Below are 22460 nucleotides of genomic sequence, written 5' to 3' on the forward strand. Positions count from 1 at the left end.
CATCAAGCTGTCACTGGTCAGGTCCTATAACCTCGATTAGATTAGTTGTCTACACAAATAGACAAACAGGTGCGACGTGACGGCAGAAACAGCGAATGCGCGGAGAAAGCGGGCACTGGATGCGATGGCGTCCATGCCGCCGAGTTTGCTCCATCAGCTTTACAGTGAAAATACAGCGGGTGCCCCCGGCGCCATCGCGGTGCGTGGGCCGGAGATCGGCGCCATCATGCTGCGTGGCCGGATCGGCGGCGGCGGTGCGCCGTTCAATCTCGGCGAGGCGAGTGTGACGCGTGCCACGGTGCGGCTCGAGAGCGGCGAACTCGGTCATTCGATCGTGCTCGGCCGCGATGCTGACAAAGCCCGCATGATTGCTCATCTCGATGCGCTGCGTCAGCTGCCGGACTGGATCGGCCGCGTCGAAAAGTCGATTGTCGAGCCGGCTCTGGAGCATGCCCGCGAAGAGGCAAAACTTCAGGCGGAAGAGACGGAAGCGACACGTGTCGACTTCTTCACCATGGTGCGGGGAGAAGACTGATGGGTGTTTCGATCAATACGCGTTCGGAAGGTCGTGTCTTCGAGGGTGGCTTTGCCAATCCGGTGATGGATAGTCAGGCCGTCTTCCGCCGCGTCATGAATGCACTGGCGCAGCCCGGCACTGTCGCTGACCTTTCCGGTTTCGTCACGCCACCTTCGCCGCTCTCGCAGGCCGCCGCCGCGATCCTGCTGACCTTGGCCGATTACGATACGCCGGTCTGGTTCGAAAAGCCGGAAAACAATGATGATGCCATCGGCTGGATGTCGTTTCACACCGGTGCACCGCGCACGGCGGACGCTGCCCGCGCTGCATTTGCTGTGCTGGAAAAGGCGAGTCCGGTGGAGACCTGGGCATCATTCCCGATCGGCACCAGCGATTACCCGGATCGTTCCGCCACCCTGCTTCTGCCGGTCGAAAGCCTTGTCGGCGGTTCGCCCCTCACGCTCACCGGTCCCGGCATTGAAACGCAGGCGGTGATCGCGCCGGTCGGCCTGCCGGAGGGGTTTGTGGCTGCCATGGCAGAAAACCGCGCGGCCTATCCGCTGGGGCTGGATGTGCTTCTCGTTTGCGGCGGCGAGGCCATGGGCCTGCCGCGCACCACGCGTATCGAGGAGGTTTGAGCCATGTATGTTGCCGTCAAGGGCGGGGAAGCCGCCATTGCCAATGCCCACCGTCTGCTCGCAGACCGCCGTCGCGGCGATCGTGATGTGCCGGCGCTGACGCTGGAACAGATCACCGGTCAGCTGGCGCTCGCCGTCGACCGCGTCATGGCCGAGGGTTCGCTGTACGATCCCGATCTTGCCGCCATGGCCGTGCGCCAGTCGCGTGGCGACATGATCGAGGCGATATTCCTGTTGCGCGCCTATCGCACCACGCTTGCCCGTTTCGGCAATTCGCGGCCGATCGATACCGCCAAGATGCGCATCGAACGTCGCGTGTCGGCCACCTACAAGGATATTCCGGGCGGCCAGCTGCTCGGCCCGACCTTCGATTACACGCACCGCCTGATCGATCCGGCCATGGCCGGTGATGAACCGGTCGATGAGCCGCTGCGCCGTGCCCGTGAGGATGAACGCCCCGCACCTCGGGTGACAGACATTCTCAACGATGAAGGCCTGATCGAACGCGACGTCTTGTCCGATGAAGAGCCGGGTGACCTGACCCGTGATCCGACCGCCTTTCCGGCCGATCGTGATGTGCGCCTGCAGGCGCTGGCGCGTGGCGACGAGGGTTTTCTCCTGTCGCTCGGTTATTCGACGCAGCGCGGTTATGGCCGCACGCACCCGTTTGTCGGCGAAATTCGCATCGGTCTGGTCGATGTCGAGATCGATGTGCCGGAACTCGGTTTTGCCGTTTCGCTCGGAAAAGTCCGCGTCACCGAATGCCAGATGGTGTCGCAGTTCACCGGCGGCGGTGAGGAGGGGGCCCGGTTCACGCGCGGTTATGGCCTGGTTTTCGGCCAGTCCGAACGCAAGGCGATGGCGATGAGCCTCGTGGATCGCGCCCTTCGCGCCGACGAATTCGATGAACAGCGGCTGGCGCCGGCGCAGGACGAGGAATTCGTGCTTGCCCATTGCGACAATGTTCAGGCGACCGGTTTCGTCGAGCATCTGAAACTGCCGCATTACGTCGATTTCCAGGCCGAACTCGACCTGTTGCGCACGCTGAACAAGGCGAAGGCCACCAACGATGAGATGAGGGAGGCCGCAGAATGACCCTTCCAGAGTATAATTTCGCCTATCTGGACGAACAGACCAAGCGGATGATCCGCCGCGCGATCCTTAAAGGCATCGCCATTCCCGGTTATCAGGTGCCTTTCGCCTCGCGCGAAATGCCGATGCCTTATGGCTGGGGCACCGGCGGTGTGCAGGTGACGGCCGCGATCCTCGGGCCTGACGACGTGCTGAAGGTCATTGACCAGGGCGCCGACGATACCACCAATGCCGTTTCCATCCGCGCCTTTTTTGCCAAGACTGCAAATGTGGCGACAACGACGAAAACGGCGGATGCCACCGTCATCCAGACGCGCCACCGCATCCCGGAAGTGCCGCTCTCGGACGGCCAGGTCATCGTCTATCAGGTGCCGATCCCCGAGCCATTGCGTTTCCTTGAGCCGCGCGAGACCGAAACCCGTGTCATGCACGGGCTTGAAGAATACGGCCTCATCCACGTAAAACTTTACGAGGATATCGCCCAGCACGGCCATATCGCCACGACCTATGCCTATCCGGTCAAGGTCGAGGATCGGTATGTCATGGACCCGTCGCCGATCCCGAAGTTCGACAATCCTAAAATGAACGGATCGCCCGCCTTGCAACTGTTCGGCGCCGGTCGCGAAAAGCGCATTTACGCGCTGCCGCCCTTCACCAATGTCGTCAGCCTCGATTTCGAGGATCACCCGTTCGAAGTACAGAAATTCAACCAGCCTTGCGCGCTTTGCAATGCCACCGGCGTCTATCTCGATGAAGTGGTGACCGATGATCGCGGCGGCCGCATGTATGTCTGCTCCGATACCGACCATTGCGAAACGCGCCGCGCCGATGGCCATCACGGACCGGGCCTGCCGATTGCAGGTCAAGAAACCGTCAAGGAGGACGCGGCATGAGCGCCCCCATTCTTTCCGTCCGCGACCTTGAGCGCCGTTACGGCGATTTCATCGGCTGCACAGACATTTCCTTCGATGTCTGGCCCGGTGAAGTGGTCGCCATTGTCGGTGAATCCGGCTCCGGCAAGACGACGCTGCTCAACTGCATTTCAGGCCGTCTGCAGCGTTCCAGCGGCAGCATCCGATACAATATGCGGGATGGCCGGTTTCCTGACTTGGCCGACCTGTCGGAAGCAGAGCGGCGTTTCCTGATGCGCACCGACTGGGGTTTTGTGCACCAGAACCCGGCTGATGGTCTTCGCATGCGGGTATCCGCGGGTGCCAATGTCGGTGAGCGCCTGATGGCGATCGGCGATCGCCATTACGGCGAGATCCGCAACACCGCCACCGAATGGCTCAGCCGTGTGGAAATTGCCGGTGACCGTATAGATGACAAGCCGGTCGCCTTTTCCGGCGGCATGCGCCAGCGCCTGCAGATCGCCCGCAATCTCGTCACCCGCCCGCGGCTGATTTTCATGGACGAGCCGACCGGTGGTCTCGATGTGTCCGTTCAGGCGCGTGTGCTCGATCTCCTGCGTGGTCTGGTCAGCGACCTTGGTCTTGCCGTGGTGATCGTCACCCACGATCTGGCCGTCGCCCGCCTGTTGTCGCAGCGGATGATCGTCATGAAGAGTGGCCGTATCGTCGAAACCGGTCTCACCGACCGCGTGCTCGATGATCCGCATCATCCCTATACCCAGCTTCTCGTCGCCTCGATCCTGGAGTCGTGATCATGACCGTTTCATCTAACGAGACAGGCAACGCGCTGCTTTCGGTTCGCGACGTGGCAAAGTCCTTCACCATGCATCTGCGCGACGGCGTCATTTTGCCGGTCGTCAACGATGTGAATTTCGAGCTGTTCGCCGGCGAATGTGTCGTGCTCGGCGGACCGTCGGGTGTCGGTAAGTCATCGATCCTGCGTATGGTCTACGGAAACTATTCCATCGACAGCGGCGAAATTTTTGTCCGCGACAAGGGCACGGGTGAGGCGCATGATCTCGGTGCTGGTGATCCGCGCCTCGTGCTTGATCTGCGGCGTGACTCTATCGGTTATGTCAGCCAATTCCTGCGCGCCGTGCCCCGTGTCTCGGCGCTTGATATTGTCGCCGAACCGCTGGTTTCGCGTGGTGTCGATCGTGCCGTGGCTGCGCAAAAGGCCAAAAACCTGCTCAACCGCCTGCATCTGCCGGAAGCCCTGTTCGACCTGCCGCCCGCCACCTTCTCCGGTGGCGAAAAGCAGCGTGTCAACATCGCCCGCGGTTTCATCACCGATCACCCGATCCTGCTTCTCGACGAGCCAACCGCTTCGCTCGATGCCGCCAATCGCGATGTGGTCATTGCGATGATCCGCGAAAAGCTGGATGCCGGCACCGCCATACTCGGCATCTTTCACGATCAGCCGGTGCGCGATGCGGTGGCCACTCGCACGATCGATGTTTCCGCCTTCTCCGCACGAAAGGCCGCGTGATGCAAAAGCAGCTTTCCGCCACCGTCCCCTTCATCGATCCGACCGCCGTCGTGACCGACAGCCAGCTTGGCCGCTACACCGAAGTGGCAGCCGGCTCGACCGTCACCGAAACCACGATGGGCGATTATTCCTATGTGATGGAAAATTGCATGCTGTGGTGTGTGGAGATCGGCAAGTTCGTCAATATTGCCGCTGCCGTGCGTCTCAATGCCACCAATCATCCCACTGAGCGGGCGACGCTGCACCATTTCACTTATCGCGCCGGCGATTATTTCGACGGCGCCGAAAACGAGGTGGACTTCTTCGCTGCTCGCCGCGCCAAGCGTGTGGTCATCGGCCATGACGTCTGGATTGGCCACGGCGTCACCGTATTGCCGGGCGTGAAGGTCGGCAATGGCGCCGTCATCGGAGCAGGGGCGGTCGTCAGCCGTGATGTGGCGCCCTACACCATCGTCGGCGGCGTGCCGGCAAAGCTGATCCGCGAGCGTTTTGCCGCTGGTATTGGCGCGCGCATGGATGCGCTTGCCTGGTGGGATTGGGATCACGAGCACCTGTTCGAAGCACTACAGGATTTTCGCGATCTGTCAGCCGAAGATTTTCTGAGCAAATACGAACGTTGACACAGAAGTTTCATGCAAGTGTCGCCCAGATATCATCGAAGCATCGTCAGAGTTTCTTGAAACCTGTCCATTTCAGGGGAAGAAGAATGTCCGCGATTACCGTTTCCAACCTGTCGAAAACGTTTGGCAAAAACCGCGCCCTCGACGGAGTGAGCCTCACCGTCGAACGCGGCGAGATGGTTGCCCTGATCGGCGCCTCCGGCTCCGGCAAGAGCACGCTCATCCGCCATATTGCCGGCCTCGATACTGCCGACAGCAAGGGTGGTCGTATCGATGTGCTGGGCGACCTGTGTCAGGACGGGGGTCGCCTCAATCCACGGCTAAAGCGCGGTCGCATCTCGGTGATCTTTCAACAGTTCAATTTAGTTAGCCGCCTGTCGGTGATGACCAATGTGCTGATCGGCCATCTGGGCCGCACGCCACGCTGGCGCGGCACACTTGGCGTCTTCACTCGCGACGAAAAGCAGAAGGCGCATGCGGCGCTAGAACGCGTCGGCATCCCGCAGGTGTTTGCCCAACGCTCGTCGACGCTTTCGGGCGGTCAGCAGCAGCGCGCAGCGATTGCCCGCACGCTGGTGCAGGAAGCCGAAATCCTGATCGCCGACGAGCCGATTTCGGCGCTCGACCCATCTTCGGCACGCCGCGTCATGGACGTTTTGTCCAACATCAATTCGCAGGATGGCATCACCGTCGTCGTATCCCTGCATCAGGTGGAATATGCGCGCCGCTATTGCCCGCGCACCATCGCCATGCGCGATGGCGCGATCGTTTATGACGGTCCGTCCACCGCTCTTTCCAACGAATTCCTGGCCGAACTTTACGGTGCGGCTTCGGAAGAACTGGTCCTGCCGGATGCGCCGGCCGGTCAAGCTGCTCCTACCGCCGCTGCTGCTGCGGAGCGAGAACGTTCCCGGGCCGAGCTGGAGCTCGCCTGATCACTCTTTGAAAACTCGGAGAACCACGATGAACGCGATTCTGAAAAGCATGGCGGCGATGTCCGTCGTCTTCACCATGAGTTCCGCAGCCCTTGCGGCGGACACGATCAACTTCGGCATCATCTCGACCGAATCCCAGCAGAACCTGAAAACCAGCTGGCAGCCGCTGCTCGACGCGATGAAGGAAAAGACCGGCCTCGACGTCAAGCCGTTCTTCGCGTCCGACTATGCCGGTATCATCGAAGGCATGCGCTTCAACAAGGTGCAGATGGCCTGGTACGGCAACAAGTCGGCCATGGAAGCCGTCGATCGTGCCGATGGCGAAGTGTTCGTCCAGAGCGTCGCTGTCACCGGTGAGCCGGGCTACTGGTCGGTTGTCATCGTTCCCAAGGACAGCCCGATCCAGACAATCGACCAGGTCCTGAAATGCGACCAGTCGATGAATTTCGGTCTCGGCGACCCGAACTCGACCTCCGGTTACCTCGTTCCAATGACCTTCGTGTTCTCCAATAAGAACATCGACCCGAAGAAGTGCTTCAAGAACGTCACCAACGCCAACCACGAAACCAATGCCATGGCCGTTGCCAACAAACAGGTCGATGCTGCTGCCAACAACACCGAGAGCATGGCGCTGATCAAGCAGAACAACCCGAAGGCCTACGAGAACATCCGCGAAATCTGGCGCTCGCCGCTGATCCCGGCCGATCCGATTGTCTGGCGCAAGGACCTGTCGGAAGACAACAAGGGCAAGATCCGCGAATTCTTCCTGACCTACGGCACGGACAAGTCCAAGGGGAATGTCGAGGAAGAGAAGAAGATCCTCGCCGGCCTGAAATGGGCTCCGTTCCGTGCCTCCAGCGATGCGCAGCTTCTGCCGATCCGCGTCATGGAACTGACCAAGTCGATTGCCCAGACGCAGGGCGATGCCAAACTCGACGCGGCCGCCAAGGAAGCCAAGATCAAGGATCTGACCGCGCAGAAGAGCAAGTACGAAGCTGAGCTTGCCAAGGTCAGCACCAACTGATCCGAATGATTATGGGGCAGGCTTTCGGGCCTGTCCTCGGCTGATGTCGGAAGCCGGAAAACCTCTCCGTCGTCATCCTAGTCCTCGAGTTTAACCCGAGGATGTCCCGAGGATCTGCTGCGGCCTGATACGGGCGTGGTTAGATCCTCGGCACAAGGCCGAGGATGACGACATTCAACGGGCAGGCCTGTCTCTTCCAATACGGAAACAACACAATGAGTGACGCGACGATGACCTCCGCCACGACCAAGCCTTTGCCGAAACAACCCGGCGGCTCGCGCAACGGTCTCATTCTTCTGGCCGTGATTGCCGCGCTGGCCTATAGCTGGGGTCCGGCCGAGATGGGCCGTTTCACCTATCTCTTCACCGATGCCGGCAACATGGCTGACTACGCCAGCGGCTTCCTGAAGCCGGACTTCAGCGAATGGCGCTATTATCTTGAGGAAATGGTGGTCACCGTACAGATTGCGCTGTGGGGCACCTTCCTTGCCGTCCTCTTCTCCATTCCCTTCGGCATCCTGTCTGCCCATAACATGGCGCCCTGGTGGGTGAACCAGCCGGTCCGGCGCCTGATGGACATGTTCCGTGCCATCCATGAAGTCGTGTTCGCGGTGCTGTTCGTCGTTGCCGTCGGACTTGGGCCCTTCGCCGGCGTCATGGCGCTGTTCATTCACACGACCGGGATCTTGGCCAAGCTGTTTTCGGAGGCTGTCGAGGCGATCGATCCGCGCCCGGTCGAGGCGATCCGCACTACCGGCGCCTCAAGGGTGCAGCAGGTTCTGTTCGGCGTCATTCCGCAGGTCCTGCCCCTGTGGATCTCGCTGTCGCTCTACCGGTTGGAATCGAATATCCGCTCCGCCACCGTGCTCGGCGTCATCGGCGCCGGCGGCATCGGACAGGTTCTGTTTGAAAGCATTCGCGGCTTCTATTATCCGCAGGCTTCTGCCATGCTCATCATCATCATTCTCACCGTTAGCCTGATGGACCTTCTGTCCCAGCAATTGCGCAGGCTGGTGATCTGACTTTTCCGCATCCGATCCCTTGAGCGTTTTAGAAACGCTTCGTAAGCTGTGAACACATCATGACCCCAGACACGAACCAAGAAACCATCTTCACCAATTGCGCGATCGTGCTCGCCGACGAAATCGTCAGCGGCAGCGTGTTGGTGCGCGACGGAAAAATTGCCGACATTTCTACCGGCGACTCCGCGGGCGGCATCAACCTAAACGGCGATTATCTTCTGCCCGGCTGCGTGGAACTGCATACCGATCACCTCGAGACGCATTTCCAGCCGCGCCCAAAAGTGCGGTGGAACATGGATGCGGCCTTGCAGGCGCATGACGGTCAGGTCGCAAGCTCCGGCATCACCACGGTCTTCGATGCGCTGCGCGTCGGCATCGACGACGATACCGATCTGGGCCCGGCCGACATGGCGGCGATGGCGACCAAGATTTCGCACGCGAACGCGGCCGGACGTCTGCGCGCGGAACACTTCATTCACTTGCGTTGCGAAGTCTCGGTTGCCGATGTCGCCGACCATTTCGAAATGATGGAAGGCAATGACCGCGTGCGTCTTGCCTCACTTATGGACCACGCCCCAGGTCAGCGCCAGTTCGTCAGCCTCGACGCCTACCGGATCTATTATCAGGGCAAGAAGAAGCTTTCGAACGCGGAGTTTGACGCGTTTTGCGCGCGCCGGATCGCCGAATCCGAAGCCAATTCCGCCCGTAACCGCAAGCGCATCGCCGAACTCTGCCATGCCGCCGGCATTGCGATTGCCTCGCATGACGACGCAACGGCCGCGCATGTCGCGGAAGGCGTGGAACTCGGTATCGCTCTTGCCGAATTTCCGACCACGATCGATGCCGCCGTCCTGTCGCGCGAAGCCGGTTTGCAGGTGCTGATGGGCGCGCCGAATGTCGTGCGCGGCGGTTCGCATTCCGGCAATGTCTCGGCCCTTGATCTCCTCGAAAAAGGCGCCCTCGACATCCTGTCGTCGGACTATATTCCGTTTTCGATGATGCAGGCGGCCTTCGTGCTCGCCGATCGCGGTCTTGCCGATCTGCCTCACGCGGTGCGGCTGATTTCGGACAATCCGGCCCGTGCGGCAGGACTTGCCGATCGCGGCCGCATCGAAGTGGGTCGGCGCGCCGATCTGGTGCGGGTGCGCGCCGAGCGCGACCTGCCGCCGGTCGTCGCCGGCGTGTGGCGGGAGGGCAATCGTGTCTGCTGACCGACAGGGCCTGTTTATTGCCGTCGTCGGCCCGAGCGGCGCCGGCAAGGACACGCTGATGCGGGCAGTCGCAGCCCGGCTTCAGGACCGGCCGGATATCCGTTTCGCCCAGCGCGTTATTACCCGCGATGCCGATCCCGACAACGAAGACCACGAGGTTCTGTCGCGCAGCGCCTTTGCCGACGCGCGTCACGAGGGCGAATTCTGCCTGGATTGGGAAGCACACGGCCTCTGCTATTCGCTGCGCCGCGAGGCAGCCGAGCATGTGGAGAGGGGAGGTGTTCTCGTCGCCAATCTGTCGCGCGCCGTGCTGGTCGAAGCCGCATCGCGGTTTGCTCGCGTGGACGTCCTGGAAATCACCGCCAGTCCGGACATCCGCATCCAGCGCCTGTTGTCGCGGGGTCGGGAAACGGTGGAGGATATCCGCAGCCGCATTGCCCGCGAAATGCCGATCTCGGTCCCGAACCTTCCCGGCCGTATCGTGACCATCGACAATTCCGGCAGGCTCGACGATGCAGTGGGTGCGCTCGAAACCTATCTGACCGGTGCGCTGGCACGGTCTCAAGGGTGCGAGGCGTAACCGCTCAAGTATCGACCCATCGGTGACCCGAGGCCGTCAGATGGGCATGCATGGCGACCTGTGCCGCAAGCGAATTTTTCGCCTCAAGCGCCACAACAATGGCCTCGTGTTCGCGCAGGGCGAATTGCCATGTCTCCGGCGTCTCGAAACGGCCGCGCATGTGATCCGACATCGGGCTGTGGCGCTCGTCAAACAGGCGCGCGACAATTTGCGAAAGGACGGCATTGCCGGCGCTTTCGGCAATGGCCAGGTGAAACTGGCGATCCTGCTCCAGCGGCTTGCGCCCCTCGGCAATTTCCGTCCGCATCGCGGCCAGAATATCCCGCAGCCCCGCCAAAGCGGGTTTGGAGATGAGCGCCGCTGCCTGCAATATCACCGCGCTTTCGATGACGGCGCGTGCCTGCATCAACTCGGTTGGGCTTTCGCCTAGAGATCGGTCGGTCGCCGTGACGCGGGACGTGTTCAGCACGTAAATGCCCGAGCCCATGCGAATTTCAATCGTGCCATCGATTTCCAGCGCAATCAGTGCTTCGCGCAGGGAAGGGCGAGACACGCCGAGTTGCTGCGCGAGATCCCGTTCCGCCGGCAGGCGTGCGCCAGGCGGGTAACGACCGTTCAGCATCAACTGACGGACCTGATCGGCAATCTGCTGGTAGAGGCGTCGGGCATCCGTCATGCGGTCAGGCCAATCGTTTCAATATAGAACTCGGAGTATACCAGACGCGAAATTTTGCAGCTTTGCAAGCCGGCATGCGAAAATTGGCTTGACCAATATCACATCGACAGCCTAGCTTGCCATGAAAGGCCACGGAGAGGCTTTTGCGCGAGGAGGAGATCGCGATGGGAGGAGTGCCGGTAACGGCAGAGAGCGGCGGCGCGCGACCAGTCGTGCTGACGCTTGATAATGTCTCGAAAGAATTTCCGGGCGTAAAGGCGCTGTCCGGCGTCAGTTTCGACCTGCGCGCCGGCGAGGTGCATGCAGTCTGCGGCGAAAACGGCGCCGGCAAATCGACGTTGATGAAGATCATCAGCGGCGTCTACCAACCGAACGGCGGCACGGTCACCTATAAGGGTGAGCCGGTGCAGTTTGCCTCGACGCTTCAGTCGGAAGCCGCCGGCATTGCCATCATCCATCAGGAACTCAATCTCGTGCCGCACCTGACGGTGGCGGAAAACATCTATCTGGCGCGCGAGCCACGTCGCGGCTTTCTGGTCGATCGCAAGAAGCTGATTGCCGATGCAAAACGGTGCCTCGATCGGCTCGGCGTCGATATCGACCCGAATGTGCAGGTGCGCACGCTTTCTGTCGCGCAGTGCCAGATGGTCGAGATCGCCAAGGCGCTGTCGCTCAACGCGACCGTGCTGATCATGGACGAACCGACATCCTCGCTGACCGAGCAGGAAGCGCAACTTCTTTTCAAGGTCATTCGTGACCTGAGAGCCCAGGGCACAGGGATCATCTATATCTCGCATCGGCTGGACGAGATGGCGGAGATTGTCGATCGCGTCACTGTGCTGCGCGACGGGCGTTACATCTCCACTGACGATTTTGCCGATCTGACCCTCGACGATATCGTTGCCCGCATGGTTGGGCGTTCGCTCGAAGACAAGTTTCCCGAACCGACCCGGGTTCCAGGCGCAGATGTTATATTTTCCGTTTCCGGCCTGACCAAAGCCGGCGTATTTTCCGATGTGAGTTTCGACATCCGTCGCGGTGAAATTCTCGGCTTTGCCGGGTTGATGGGGGCAGGGCGCACGGAAGTGGCACGCGCCATTTTTGGTGCCGATCCGCTCGACGCCGGCACGATCACGCTGGACGGCGACACGCTCAAGATCGCCGACCCGCGCAGTGCCATAGAAGCCGGCATCGCCTATCTTTCGGAAGACCGCAAGGCGCAGGGGCTGGCGGTGAAAATGCCCGTGGATGCCAATCTGGTGATGGCGCGCATGCAGGCGGTGAGCAATTCGGCCGGCGTCATCGATCGCAGAAAACATCGCGAGGCGAGCCAGCGTTACGTCGATCTGCTGAATATCCGCACACCCAGCCTCAGCCAGCCGGTACGGCTGCTTTCGGGTGGAAACCAGCAAAAAATCATCATCGGCAAATGGCTGTTTCGCGAGCCGCGCATCATGTTTTTCGATGAACCGACGCGTGGCATCGATGTCGGCGCGAAATTCGCGATCTACCAGATCATGGACGAGCTGGCCGCTAACGGCATCGGCATCGTGCTGATCAGCTCGGAACTGCCGGAAGTGCTCGGCATGTCGGATCGTGTTGCCGTGTTCCATGGCGGCCGTATTACCGCGACGCTCACCACGCGCGACACCAATCAGGAAGAAATCATGCATTACGCGTCCGGCAGCGGCCGGCGTGCGGAATAGGGAGGTGCGTTTTGGCCGATATCACCAGTGAAAAGCCGGCGCAGCAGCCTGCCCATATCCAGCCGAAAGGCCGCCGCCTGAGCGAGCGCCAGAAGGATATCATCCAGAAATTCGCCGCACTCGGCAGTCTCGTCGTGCTGGCGGCGATCTTTTCGGCGACCAGCAGCGCCTTCATGACCGTCGGAAACGGAATGACCATCGCCTTGCAGGTCACATCCATCGCGCTTCTGGGCATTGGCGCGACCTATGTCATCATCACCGGCGGCATTGATCTGTCGGTGGGTTCGGTTCTGGCGCTGGCCGGTGTCGTGGCAGCCCTTGCAGTGAAGGAACTGAACATGCCGATCTGGATCGGCATGCTGCTCGGCATTCTGACAGGTTCGGCGTGCGGATTGATCAATGGGCTGATCATTACGCAGTTGAGGCTACCGCCATTCATCGCAACGCTCGGCATGATGTTGATCGCCCGTGGCGTGGCCTTGCAGATTACCGGCGCACGGGCGGTGTCCGGTCTTGGCGAGAGCTTTGGCGAACTCGGCAACGGCTCGCTGTTCCGTATCGAAAGCATCGATGAGATGGGCTTTCCGGTGGTGAGCTTTCCGGGCATTCCCTATCCGGTCGTGCTGATGATCGTCATTGGCCTTGCCGCCGCCTTCCTGCTGAACCGCTCCGTACTTGGCCGTTACATTTATGCGGTCGGCTCGAACGCCGATGCGGCACGTCTTTCCGGTGTCAACGTGTCCCGCGTGACCGTGTTCACCTATGTGGTGTCCGGCACGCTGGCAGGCCTCACCGGCTGCGTGCTGATGTCGCGTCTCGTTACTGCTCAGCCGAATGAAGGCGTAGCGTACGAACTGGATGCCATTGCCAGCGCCGTCATCGGCGGCACGTCGCTGATCGGCGGGGTCGGCACGATTTCCGGCACGGTCATCGGTGCCTTCGTGATCGGCATCCTGCGCAACGGCCTCAATATGAACGGCGTCTCAGCCTTCACCCAGCAAATCATCATCGGCCTCGTCATTCTGGTCACCGTTTGGATCGACCAGTTGCGCAACCGCCGTTGAAGAAGACGGAGCGGTTTGCCGCTTCAGGAAATGCCGCATGGGAAGGAGGGAGCCTTCCCCCGCAACGGCCCCGGCAGGGTCGGTTAATCGAGGAGGAAAAGACATGCGTAAACTGACTATCGCCCTGATGGCTTCGGCCATCGCCCTTGCCGGTGCAACGGGCGCTTCGGCGGCCGAAATCGCCGTCATCGTCAAAACCGTCAATTCCACCTTCTGGCAGAATGTCCAGAAGGGTGCGGATGCGGCGATTGCCAAGGCGGAGGGAAAACACACCATGACCTTCCAGGGCCCGGCGGCCGAATCCGCCATCGCGGATGAGGTCAACATGGTCGAAAACGCCGTCAACCGTAAGGTCGGTGCCATCCTGCTTGCGCCGTCCGATCCGGATGCCCTGGTGCCTGCCGTGAAGAAGGCGTGGGAGGCCCGCATTCCAGTCGTCATCATCGACAGCCAGCTCGCTGACGGTGCCGACAAATATTACCAGTCATTCCTTGCCACCGATAACCGCAAGGCCGGCGAACTGGCGGCTCAGGCGATGATCGAAAAGGTCGGCACGACCGGCAAGATCGCCGTCATGTCCTATGTGGCCGGGGCCGGTTCTGAAATCGGTCGCGTCGGCGGCTTTACCGATTACATCAAGAAAAACTCCAAGCTGGAGATCGTCGGCCCCTATTATTCGCAGTCGCAGATGGCGACGGCGCTGAACCAGACCACCGACGTTCTGGCAGCCAACAGCGATCTCAAGGGCATCTTTGGCGCCAACGAGCCGACCGCGATCGGCATGGGCCGCGCCATCAAGCAGGCCGGCAAGGCGGGCAAACTCGTCGCGATCGGTTTCGACGGCAATCAGGATCTGCAGGAATTCGTCAAGGACGGCACCCTGCATGCCACCGTTGTGCAGGGTTCCTACCAGATGGGTGACAAGGGCGTCGAAGCCCTGCTGAAGCTGCTCGACAAGCAGAAGATCGAAAAGACCATCGATACCGGCGTCGTTGTCGTCACCAAGGACAATATCGACAAGCCGGAAGCCAAGAACGTTCTCTACTGAGCCAATTCTTTTGACGCGCGGGCTTTGTCCGCGCGTCGCCCAAATGACGATCAGGATTTGAGAAGATGAAAGTTTCCGACAGGCGCAAGCTGCGCAACCGCGATGTCTCTTTCACGCTGATGGGACTGGGATGCGCCCAGATGGGCAATCTTTACCGGCTCACCAGTTATGCGGAATCGCTGAGCGCCTTCGATGCCGCCTGGGAGGCGGGCATCCGGTATTTCGATACGGCGCCGTTTTACGGCTACACGCGTTCGGAACGGCGGCTCGGCACGATGCTGACGGATCATGCGCGCGAGGACTACCTTCTCAGCACCAAGGTCGGTCGTATCATGGTGCCGGATGAGACGGTGGGGCCGGAGGAGGATGCCTATGTGGCGCCGCTGCCTTTCCGCCCGACCTATGATTACAGCTATGACGCCATCATGCGCTCTTTCGACGCGAGCCGTCAGCGGCTCGGCGTGTTCGCGCCGGATATCCTTTATGTCCACGATATCGGTCGCGCCACGCATGCCGACCGTCATCAGCATTATTGGGACCAGTTGACCAGGGGCGGCGGGTTCAAGGCGTTGGGTGAATTGCGCTCCAGCGGTCTGGTCAAGGCTGTCGGTCTTGGCGTCAACGAGTGGCAGGCGGTGTCCGAGGCCATGGACGAATTCAACATCGATGTCTCCATGCTTGCCGGGCGTTACACGCTGCTGGAGCATGAAAGCCTCGGCCTGCTCGACCGTTGCCAGCGCGAAGGTGTCGGCATCGTCGTCGCCGGTGCCTTCAACTCCGGCCTGCTCGCGGGCAACAAAAAATTCAATTATGCCGAGGCGCCTGCCGACATTCTTGCCCGTGTGAACGAGATCGAAGCGGCCTGCGAGGCCGAAGGCGTGTCCATGCAGGCGGCGGCGCTGGCGTTTCCGACACTGCATCCGGCTGTCGTCACCGTCGTTTCCGGCGCCCGCAATGGCGAGCAGATGAAAGCCAATGTCGGTTGGTTCGAGCAGGATATTCCGGCCTCCTTCTGGACGCGCCTGAAGGAAAAGGGCGTGATTTCCGCCGATGCACCGATCGGGGGAGCGTGACGCCATGGTCATCGATGCGCACCAGCATTTCTGGTTCTTGAAGGATCGCGAAGGCGGCTGGCCGCCGCCGGATCTGGAAGCGATCCACCGCGATTTCCTGCCTGCCGATCTCATGCCGGAGATCAAGGCCGCGGGCGTTACCGGCACGGTTCTGGTACAATCGCTGCCGAGCGTGGAAGACACGCGTTTCATGCTGGGGCTGGCGGAGGAAAACGATTTCATTCTCGGCGTGGTCGGCTGGGTGGACATGAAGGCGGCCGACGCGCCTGCGGTGATTGCCGATCTTGCCAAGGCCAAAAAGTTGAAAGGCCTGCGGCCGATGCTGCAGGATATTGCTGACGAGAACTGGATCGATGATCCGACGCTCGAGCCGGCTGTGGAAGCGATGATCGCCAACCATCTTGTGTTCGATGCGCTGGTGCTGGAGCCGCACTTGTCGGCGCTCCACGCCTTTGCCCGCCGCCATCCGAGCCTGCCTGTGGTCATCGATCACGGCGCCAAGCCGCGCATCGCCAGCGGACATTTCAGCGATTGGCGCCATGCGATGTTGCGTCTTGCCGAAATGGACAATGTAAGTTGCAAGCTTTCCGGCCTGCTGACCGAAGGGGGCGATCAGGATCCGCGGGCGCTGCGGCCCTATATCGAGACCATTCTCGACCTGTTCGGCGCGGATCGGGTGATCTGGGGCAGCGACTGGCCGGTGGTCAATCTCGCCGGAACCTATGCCGCATGGATCAAGCAGTGCCGCGAGATCGTACCGGCCACGGATCATGATGCCGTCTTTGGCGGCAATGCCCGCCGTTTCTACCGGTTGTGAGGACTGTTTGAATGCAAAGAATGGGAATGGTCATCGGCGTGCAGCCGGGCAAGGTCGAGACCTACAAGGAATTGCATGCCGCCGTCTGGCCGGAAATTCTGGCGCTGATTTCGAGCTGCAACATCAGGAACTACACGATTTTTCTGAAAGAGCCGGAAAATCTGCTGTTCGGTTACTGGGAATATCACGGCACGGATTTTGAGGCCGACATGGCGAAAATGGCGGCGAGCGAAAAGAACCAGGAATGGTGGTCGTTCTGCATCCCTTGCCAGAAACCATTTGAAACCCGCAAGGAGGGTGAATGGTGGGCCATGATGGAAAACGTATTTCACCTCGATTGATAAGGATGACGAAATGACCGGGAATATTCAGGGCAAGACCGTTGTGGTGACCGCTGCCGGCCAGGGCATCGGCCGCGCCAGCGCGCTTGCCTTTGCCGCCGCGGGTGCAAAGGTCTGGGCGACGGACATCAACGATGCAGCACTTTCCACGCTCGACGGCGACGCCAATATCCAGACTGCACATCTGGACGTGCTCGACGCTGGCGCCGTGGCGGCATTCTTCGAAAAAATTGGCGCGGTCGACGTTCTGTTCAATTGCGCCGGTTTTGTTCATGCCGGTTCGGTTCTGGACATGCCGGACAGCGATCTCGATTTCGCCTTCGATCTCAATGTCCGCGCCATGGTGCGCACCATCAAGGCGGTGCTGCCCGGCATGCTGGAGCGCGGCGACGGGACGATCATCAACATGGCCTCGATTGCTTCCAGCTCCAAGGGGGTGCCGAACCGCGCGGCTTATGGCATCACCAAGGCAGCCGTGATCGGGCTCACCAAATCCGTCGCTGCCGATTATGTGGCGCAGGGCATCCGTTGCAACGCCATTTGCCCCGGCACTGTCGAAAGCCCGTCTCTGGAAGGGCGTATGCGCGCGCAGGGCAATTACGAAGAAGCCCGCGCCGCCTTCATCGCCCGCCAGCCGATGGGCCGCCTCGGCACACCGGAAGAGATTGCCGACCTTGCCGTTTATCTGGCCGGTGCGACCTACACGACCGGTCAGGCCGTCGGTATCGACGGCGGCTGGGGGATCTGATTTTCTAACGAATGCCGATTTTGTACTGAAAGGACTGATGACATGAAGTTTCTCCGTTACGGCGCACCCGGTGCCGAAAAGCCCGCCATTCTCGATGCCGATGGCAAGATCCGCGATCTTTCCACCCATGTTTCCGATCTCTCCGGCGCGGCCCTTGCACCCGATGCGCTGGCAAAGCTCGGTGCGATTGACCTGAACAGCCTTCCCGTGGTGGACGGCGATCCGCGTCTCGGCCCCTGCGTTGCCGGCACCGGCAAATTCATCTGCATCGGCCTCAACTATTCCGACCACGCCGCTGAGACCGGCGCAACCGTGCCGCCGGAGCCGATCATCTTCATGAAGGCCTCGTCCGCTATCGTCGGCCCGAACGACAATGTTCTGATCCCGCGCGGGTCTGAGAAGACGGACTGGGAAGTCGAACTCGCCGTCGTCATCGGCAAGACGGCGAAATATGTAACGGAAGCCGAAGCGCTGGATTACGTGGCCGGTTATTGCGTCACCAATGACGTGTCGGAACGCGCCTTCCAGACGGAGCGCTCCGGCCAGTGGACCAAGGGCAAATCCTGCGACACGTTTGGTCCGATGGGCCCGTGGCTGGTGACCAAGGATGAAGTGCCGGATCCGCAGAACCTTGCCATGTGGCTAAAGGTGAATGGCGAGCAGCAGCAGGACGGATCGTCGAAAACCATGGTTTATGGTGTCGCATTCCTCGTTTCCTACCTGTCACAGTTCATGTCGCTGCATCCGGGCGATGTCATCTCCACCGGCACGCCTCCGGGCGTCGGCATGGGCCTGAAGCCGCCGCGTTACCTGAAGGATGGCGACGTCGTCGAACTCGGCATCGAAGGGCTCGGCACGCAAAAGCAGACTTTTGTTGCCGACCGCTAAGCCAGCACCAAACCTATCATTCTGACAGACGAGGCCGCCTCATGACCCGTATCACCAATCTCCGCGTTTTCGACCTGCGTTTCCCGACTTCCCAAAGTCTGGATGGTTCGGACGCCATGAACCCGGATCCGGATTATTCGGCGGCCTATGTCATTCTTGAAACCGATCGGGAAGGCATTTCCGGCCACGGCCTGACCTTCACCATCGGTCGCGGCAACGACATCTGCTGCATGGCGATCGAAGCCATGCGGCACCTCGTTGTCGGCAAGGATCTGTCGGAAATGCGGGCCGCCCCTGGCAAATTCTGGCGGCACCTGACGGGTGACAGCCAATTGCGCTGGATCGGCCCGGACAAGGGCGCGATGCATCTTGCGACCGGCGCCGTGGTTAACGCGCTCTGGGATGCGCTTGCCAAGGAAGCGGGCATGCCGGTGTGGAAATTCGTCTCCACCATGTCGCCGGAGGAAATCGCCGATATCGTCGATTACCGTTACCTGACCGACGCGCTGACCCGCGACGAGGCGGTCGAGATTTTGCGCAAGGCCGAAAGCGGCAAGGCGGAGCGGATCGCGACGCTGGAGCAGGAAGGTTACGCCTGCTACACGACCTCGGCCGGCTGGCTGGGTTATCCTGACGACAAGCTGCGACGCTTGGCGCAGGAAGCGGTCGATGCCGGTTTCAACCATGTGAAGATGAAGGTGGGCCGCGACCTCGAGGACGATATCCGGCGGCTGACCATTTGCCGCGAGGTGATCGGTCCCGACCGTTACATGATGATCGACGCCAACCAGGTCTGGGATGTCGATCAGGCGATCGACTGGGTGAAGGCACTCTCCTTCGCAGAACCCTTCTTCATCGAGGAGCCGACCAGCCCGGACGATGTTGCCGGCCACAAGAAGATCCGCGAGGCGATCGCGCCGGTGAAGGTGGCAACCGGCGAAATGTGCCAGAACCGCATCATGTTCAAGCAGTTCATCGCCGAAGGCGCGATCGATATCGTGCAGATCGATGCCTGCCGCATGGGTGGCCTCAACGAAGTTCTGGCCGTACTCTTGATCGCCGCCAAATTCGGCAAGGCGGTGTGGCCGCATGCCGGTGGTGTGGGCCTGTGCGAATATGTGCAGCATCTCTCGATGATCGATTACATTGCGGTGTCGGGCACCAAGGAGGGTAGGGTGATCGAATATGTCGACCATCTGCACGAGCATTTCGTCGATCCCTGCGTCATCAAGGATGCGGCCTACATGCCGCCGTCGACGCCTGGTTTTTCGATCGAGATGAAACCGCAATCGATTGCCGATTACACATTTGGCCGCCCGAAGGCTGCGTGAGGATTTTGGGATGACGAAGGATGTTCTGGCTCTGAAACTTTCCCCCGAAACCATTTTGCCCAGTGATGCCGACAAGGCGATCCTGATCGGTCGTGTCTGGTCGAACGCCGCGGGTGGGCCGTTGCCGGTGCTGTATCGCGAGGGCCAGTTGCACGATATTTCCGCCATTGCCTCGACCTCCAGCGCGCTTCTGGAGATTGACGGCATCGCTTCCCGCCTCGCCACCGAAGCGGGCCCGGCCATTGGACCTCTCAGCGGTTTTCTCGACGCCAGTCTTGGCGCGCTTCTGGCGCCGGTGGACCTGCAGGCGGTCAAGGCGGCGGGCGTCACCTTTGCCGGTTCGATGCTGGAACGGGTGATCGAGGAGTTTACGCGCGGCAATCCGGCAGAAGCCGCCAATGTGCGCGAGCGCCTTGCGCCGGTTCTCGGGGAAAAGCTCACAGGTCTTGTGCCGGGGTCGGAGAAGGCAGCCGAGGTGAAGGCGCTGCTGACCGAGATGAAACTGTGGTCGCAATATCTCGAGGTCGGCATCGGCCCGGATGCGGAGATCTTTACCAAGGCGCAGCCGATGTCCTCGGTCGGCAGCGGTGCTCTGGCTGGTCTGCATCCAAAATCGGAATGGAACAACCCGGAGCCGGAAGTGGTTCTGGCCATCCGCTCAGACGGCAAGATCGTCGGGGCGACTTTAGGCAATGACGTCAACCTGCGCGACATCGAAGGCCGTTCGGCTCTGCTGCTCGGCAAGGCCAAGGACAACAACGCCTCCTGCTCGATCGGCCCGTTCATCCGCCTGTTCGATGAGACATTTACGCTCGATACAGTGCGCAATCTCGAAGTCTCGCTGAAAGTGACTGGCGAGGATGGTTTTGTCATGGATGGCGTCAGCCGCATGAACGCCATCAGCCGCGACCCCGCCGATCTGGCCGGGCAGTTGCTCAACCCCAATCACCAATATCCCGATGGCGCGGTGCTGTTCCTCGGCACGATGTTCGCGCCGGTAAAAGACCGTCGCGGTCCCGGCCAGGGCTTTACCCATGAAGTGGGCGACCGGGTGGAAATCAGCGCGCCGGAACTGGGCCGTCTGGTCAACCGCATGGCCCGCTGCGCCGATTGCCCGCCCTGGACGTTTGGTGTTGGTGCGCTGATGCGCAATCTGGCAAGGCGGGGGCTTCTCTGAGGTCACCCTCAGAGAAGCTTGCAATCACATCACCGCGCCGATCTGCCACGGTACGAATTCGTGGCGGCCATAACCCAGCAGTTCCGACTTCGACTTCTTGCCCGAAGCGACGTCAAGGATGACCTCGAAAATCTCGCGGCCTTTGTCTTCGAGGCTGACGCCATCGATGACATCGCCGCAATTGATGTCCATGTCCTCGGTCATGCGGGCGTAAAGCTCGTTATTGGTGGCGAGCTTGATCGACGGCACCGGCTTGCCGCCGTAAGCGGAGCCACGGCCGGTGGTGAAACAGAGGATGTTGGCACCGCCGGCGACCTGGCCGGTGGCCGCCACCGGGTCGTAACCGGGCGTGTCCATATAGACGAAACCCTTGCGATCGATACGTTCGGCGTAACGGTAAACGCCGCGCAGGGTGGAATTGCCGCCCTTGGCAACGGCGCCGAGCGATTTTTCCAGAATGGTGGTGAGGCCGCCGGCCTTGTTGCCGGGTGAGGGGTTGTTGTTCATCTCGCCGCCATTGCGGGTCGTGTATTCGTCCCACCATGCGATCAGATCGACGATCTTCTGGCCGACCTCGACACTTTCGGCGCGACGGGTGAGCAGGTGTTCGGCGCCGTAGATTTCAGGTGTTTCTGACAGGATCGCCGTGCCGCCCTGACGTACCAGCATGTCGGCGGCAACACCGAGAGCAGGATTGGCTGTTAGGCCGGAATAACCGTCCGAGCCGCCGCATTGCAGCGCCAGCGACAGTTCGGAGGCTGAAATCGGTTCGCGGCGCGAGCGGGCGACGAAAGGAAGCATTTCCCTGATTTTTGCCACACCCGCCTCGACCGCCTTGCGTGTGCCGCCTGTCTCCTGAATGGTCAGCGACTGAAAATGCTCCCCCTCGGCAATCTGGTAGGTTTCCTTCATGCGCGGGATCTGAAAGACTTCGCAACCGAGGCCGACCAGTAGCGTTGCCGCGAAATTCGGATGGCTGGCATAACCCCATTGCGTGCGCGACAATACGTCAAAAGCCTCGCCTTTGCCGGCCATGCCGCAGCCCTGGCTGTGGGGTAGGGCCACGATGCCATCGATATCCGGGTAATCGGCCAGAATGCCGGAGCGGTTGATCTCTTCGGCGATATAATCCACCGCCGTGGCGGAACAGTTTACCGAGGACAGAATGCCGATGAAGTTGCGCGTTCCCGCGCGGCCGTCGGCGCGACGAAAACCGTTGAAGAAGGCGGGTGTTTCGCCCGGTAACAGCGTTTCCTTCGGTTTGGCTTCGGCCGCGAAGGCATAATCGCGCTCAAAATCCTCGCCCATGGTGACGTTCTTTTCGTGCACCCATTCGCCGGGATTGATGTCGGTTGAGGCAAAACCGATGATCTGGCCGAATTTGCGGATCGGTTCACCCTTGCTGATCGGGCGGGTCGCCACCTTATGGCTGCGCGGCACACGTGCAATGGCCACGACATCACCTTCGATCGGCGTGCCGGCGGCTAAGTCGGCGGTGGCGACCACCACATTGTCCTGCGGGTTCAGGCGCAGCGTCTTTTTCGTGGTCATG

General features: G+C 60.8%; 24 protein-coding genes. 22 read left to right on the top strand and 2 right to left on the bottom strand.

Annotated features, from left to right (window positions below):
• The first annotated feature begins 133 nt into the window (after positions 1-133).
• The 12 genes from phnG (at position 134) to phnN (ending at position 10039) form a co-directional block, all read left to right on the top strand.
• A complete protein-coding gene (gene phnG / locus ACQKKX_RS06455; RefSeq protein ID WP_427569669.1) occupies positions 134-535 on the top strand; it encodes a phosphonate C-P lyase system protein PhnG in 402 nt (133 codons plus the stop codon).
• Positions 535-1155 carry a phosphonate C-P lyase system protein PhnH gene (gene phnH / locus ACQKKX_RS06460; RefSeq protein ID WP_427569670.1) on the top strand — a complete coding sequence of 207 codons (621 nt, stop codon included), beginning with the start codon at positions 535-537 and terminating at the stop codon, positions 1153-1155. Before phnG ends, phnH begins: the two co-directional genes overlap by 1 nt.
• Before the next feature lie 3 nt (positions 1156-1158).
• Positions 1159-2250 (top strand): carbon-phosphorus lyase complex subunit PhnI, encoded by a 1092-nt coding sequence (locus ACQKKX_RS06465; protein WP_427569671.1) that lies wholly within the window; start codon positions 1159-1161, stop codon positions 2248-2250.
• Positions 2247-3140 carry an alpha-D-ribose 1-methylphosphonate 5-phosphate C-P-lyase PhnJ gene (locus ACQKKX_RS06470; RefSeq protein ID WP_427569673.1) on the top strand — a complete coding sequence of 298 codons (894 nt, stop codon included), beginning with the start codon at positions 2247-2249 and terminating at the stop codon, positions 3138-3140. Before ACQKKX_RS06465 ends, ACQKKX_RS06470 begins: the two co-directional genes overlap by 4 nt.
• Entirely contained in the window at positions 3137-3910 is a 774-nt protein-coding gene (gene phnK / locus ACQKKX_RS06475; RefSeq protein ID WP_427569674.1) for a phosphonate C-P lyase system protein PhnK, read from the top strand. Before ACQKKX_RS06470 ends, phnK begins: the two co-directional genes overlap by 4 nt.
• 2 nt (positions 3911-3912) lie before the next feature.
• A complete protein-coding gene (gene phnL, locus ACQKKX_RS06480) occupies positions 3913-4647 on the top strand; it encodes a phosphonate C-P lyase system protein PhnL (protein WP_427569675.1) in 735 nt (244 codons plus the stop codon).
• The gene (locus ACQKKX_RS06485; RefSeq protein WP_427569677.1) at positions 4647-5267 is read left to right on the top strand and encodes a DapH/DapD/GlmU-related protein; all 621 of its coding nucleotides are present in this window, start codon (positions 4647-4649) and stop codon (positions 5265-5267) included. The genes phnL and ACQKKX_RS06485 overlap by 1 nt, the downstream gene beginning before the upstream one ends.
• Before the next feature lie 86 nt (positions 5268-5353).
• Complete coding sequence (gene phnC, locus ACQKKX_RS06490; protein ID WP_427569678.1) at positions 5354-6202, top strand: phosphonate ABC transporter ATP-binding protein; 849 nt, start codon at positions 5354-5356, stop codon at positions 6200-6202.
• A gap of 28 nt (positions 6203-6230) precedes the next feature.
• A complete protein-coding gene (gene phnD, locus ACQKKX_RS06495) occupies positions 6231-7226 on the top strand; it encodes a phosphonate ABC transporter substrate-binding protein (RefSeq protein WP_427569679.1) in 996 nt (331 codons plus the stop codon).
• 215 nt (positions 7227-7441) lie between these two features.
• Entirely contained in the window at positions 7442-8248 is an 807-nt protein-coding gene (phnE, locus tag ACQKKX_RS06500; protein WP_427569680.1) for a phosphonate ABC transporter, permease protein PhnE, read from the top strand.
• A 59-nt stretch (positions 8249-8307) separates the two neighbouring features.
• On the top strand, positions 8308-9459 hold the full coding sequence (locus tag ACQKKX_RS06505; protein ID WP_427569682.1) for an alpha-D-ribose 1-methylphosphonate 5-triphosphate diphosphatase: 1152 nt from the start codon (positions 8308-8310) through the stop codon (positions 9457-9459).
• On the top strand, positions 9449-10039 hold the full coding sequence (phnN, locus tag ACQKKX_RS06510) for a phosphonate metabolism protein/1,5-bisphosphokinase (PRPP-forming) PhnN (protein WP_427569683.1): 591 nt from the start codon (positions 9449-9451) through the stop codon (positions 10037-10039). Before ACQKKX_RS06505 ends, phnN begins: the two co-directional genes overlap by 11 nt.
• 4 nt (positions 10040-10043) lie before the next feature.
• On the opposite strand, the gene ACQKKX_RS06515 is transcribed toward phnN, so the two are convergent.
• Positions 10044-10715 (bottom strand): FadR/GntR family transcriptional regulator, encoded by a 672-nt coding sequence (locus ACQKKX_RS06515; protein WP_427569684.1) that lies wholly within the window; start codon positions 10713-10715, stop codon positions 10044-10046.
• A 164-nt stretch (positions 10716-10879) separates the two neighbouring features.
• Between ACQKKX_RS06515 and ACQKKX_RS06520 the strand changes: the two genes are divergently transcribed.
• The 10 genes from ACQKKX_RS06520 (at position 10880) to ACQKKX_RS06565 (ending at position 20908) form a co-directional block, all read left to right on the top strand.
• Positions 10880-12421 carry a sugar ABC transporter ATP-binding protein gene (locus ACQKKX_RS06520; protein WP_427569685.1) on the top strand — a complete coding sequence of 514 codons (1542 nt, stop codon included), beginning with the start codon at positions 10880-10882 and terminating at the stop codon, positions 12419-12421.
• Between the two features lie 20 nt (positions 12422-12441).
• Positions 12442-13485: an ABC transporter permease gene (locus ACQKKX_RS06525; RefSeq protein WP_427570106.1), complete on the top strand. Its 1044-nt coding sequence runs from the start codon at positions 12442-12444 to the stop codon at positions 13483-13485.
• A 103-nt stretch (positions 13486-13588) separates the two neighbouring features.
• On the top strand, positions 13589-14533 hold the full coding sequence (locus tag ACQKKX_RS06530) for an ABC transporter substrate-binding protein (RefSeq protein ID WP_427569686.1): 945 nt from the start codon (positions 13589-13591) through the stop codon (positions 14531-14533).
• Positions 14534-14598: 65 nt separating this feature from the next.
• A complete protein-coding gene (locus tag ACQKKX_RS06535) occupies positions 14599-15606 on the top strand; it encodes an aldo/keto reductase (RefSeq protein WP_427569687.1) in 1008 nt (335 codons plus the stop codon).
• A 4-nt stretch (positions 15607-15610) separates the two neighbouring features.
• Complete coding sequence (locus ACQKKX_RS06540; protein WP_427569688.1) at positions 15611-16423, top strand: amidohydrolase family protein; 813 nt, start codon at positions 15611-15613, stop codon at positions 16421-16423.
• 11 nt (positions 16424-16434) lie between these two features.
• Positions 16435-16764, top strand: a complete 330-nt coding sequence (locus ACQKKX_RS06545; RefSeq protein WP_153353783.1) for an L-rhamnose mutarotase — start codon at positions 16435-16437, stop codon at positions 16762-16764.
• 13 nt (positions 16765-16777) lie between these two features.
• Positions 16778-17512 (top strand): SDR family oxidoreductase, encoded by a 735-nt coding sequence (locus ACQKKX_RS06550; protein WP_427569689.1) that lies wholly within the window; start codon positions 16778-16780, stop codon positions 17510-17512.
• A 42-nt stretch (positions 17513-17554) separates the two neighbouring features.
• Positions 17555-18400, top strand: a complete 846-nt coding sequence (locus ACQKKX_RS06555) for a fumarylacetoacetate hydrolase family protein (RefSeq protein WP_427569690.1) — start codon at positions 17555-17557, stop codon at positions 18398-18400.
• A 41-nt stretch (positions 18401-18441) separates the two neighbouring features.
• Entirely contained in the window at positions 18442-19731 is a 1290-nt protein-coding gene (locus ACQKKX_RS06560) for an L-fuconate dehydratase (RefSeq protein WP_427569691.1), read from the top strand.
• 10 nt (positions 19732-19741) lie between these two features.
• Entirely contained in the window at positions 19742-20908 is a 1167-nt protein-coding gene (locus ACQKKX_RS06565; protein WP_427569692.1) for a fumarylacetoacetate hydrolase family protein, read from the top strand.
• A 24-nt stretch (positions 20909-20932) separates the two neighbouring features.
• Here the strand turns inward: ACQKKX_RS06565 and ACQKKX_RS06570 are convergent, their stop codons facing one another.
• Positions 20933-22459, bottom strand: coding sequence for a UxaA family hydrolase (locus tag ACQKKX_RS06570; protein ID WP_427570107.1), 1527 nt, complete (start codon positions 22457-22459; stop codon positions 20933-20935).
• Position 22460 lies beyond the last annotated feature (1 nt).

The organism is Neorhizobium sp. NPDC001467 (genome assembly GCF_050275975.1).
GTDB lineage: Bacteria > Pseudomonadota > Alphaproteobacteria > Rhizobiales > Rhizobiaceae > Neorhizobium.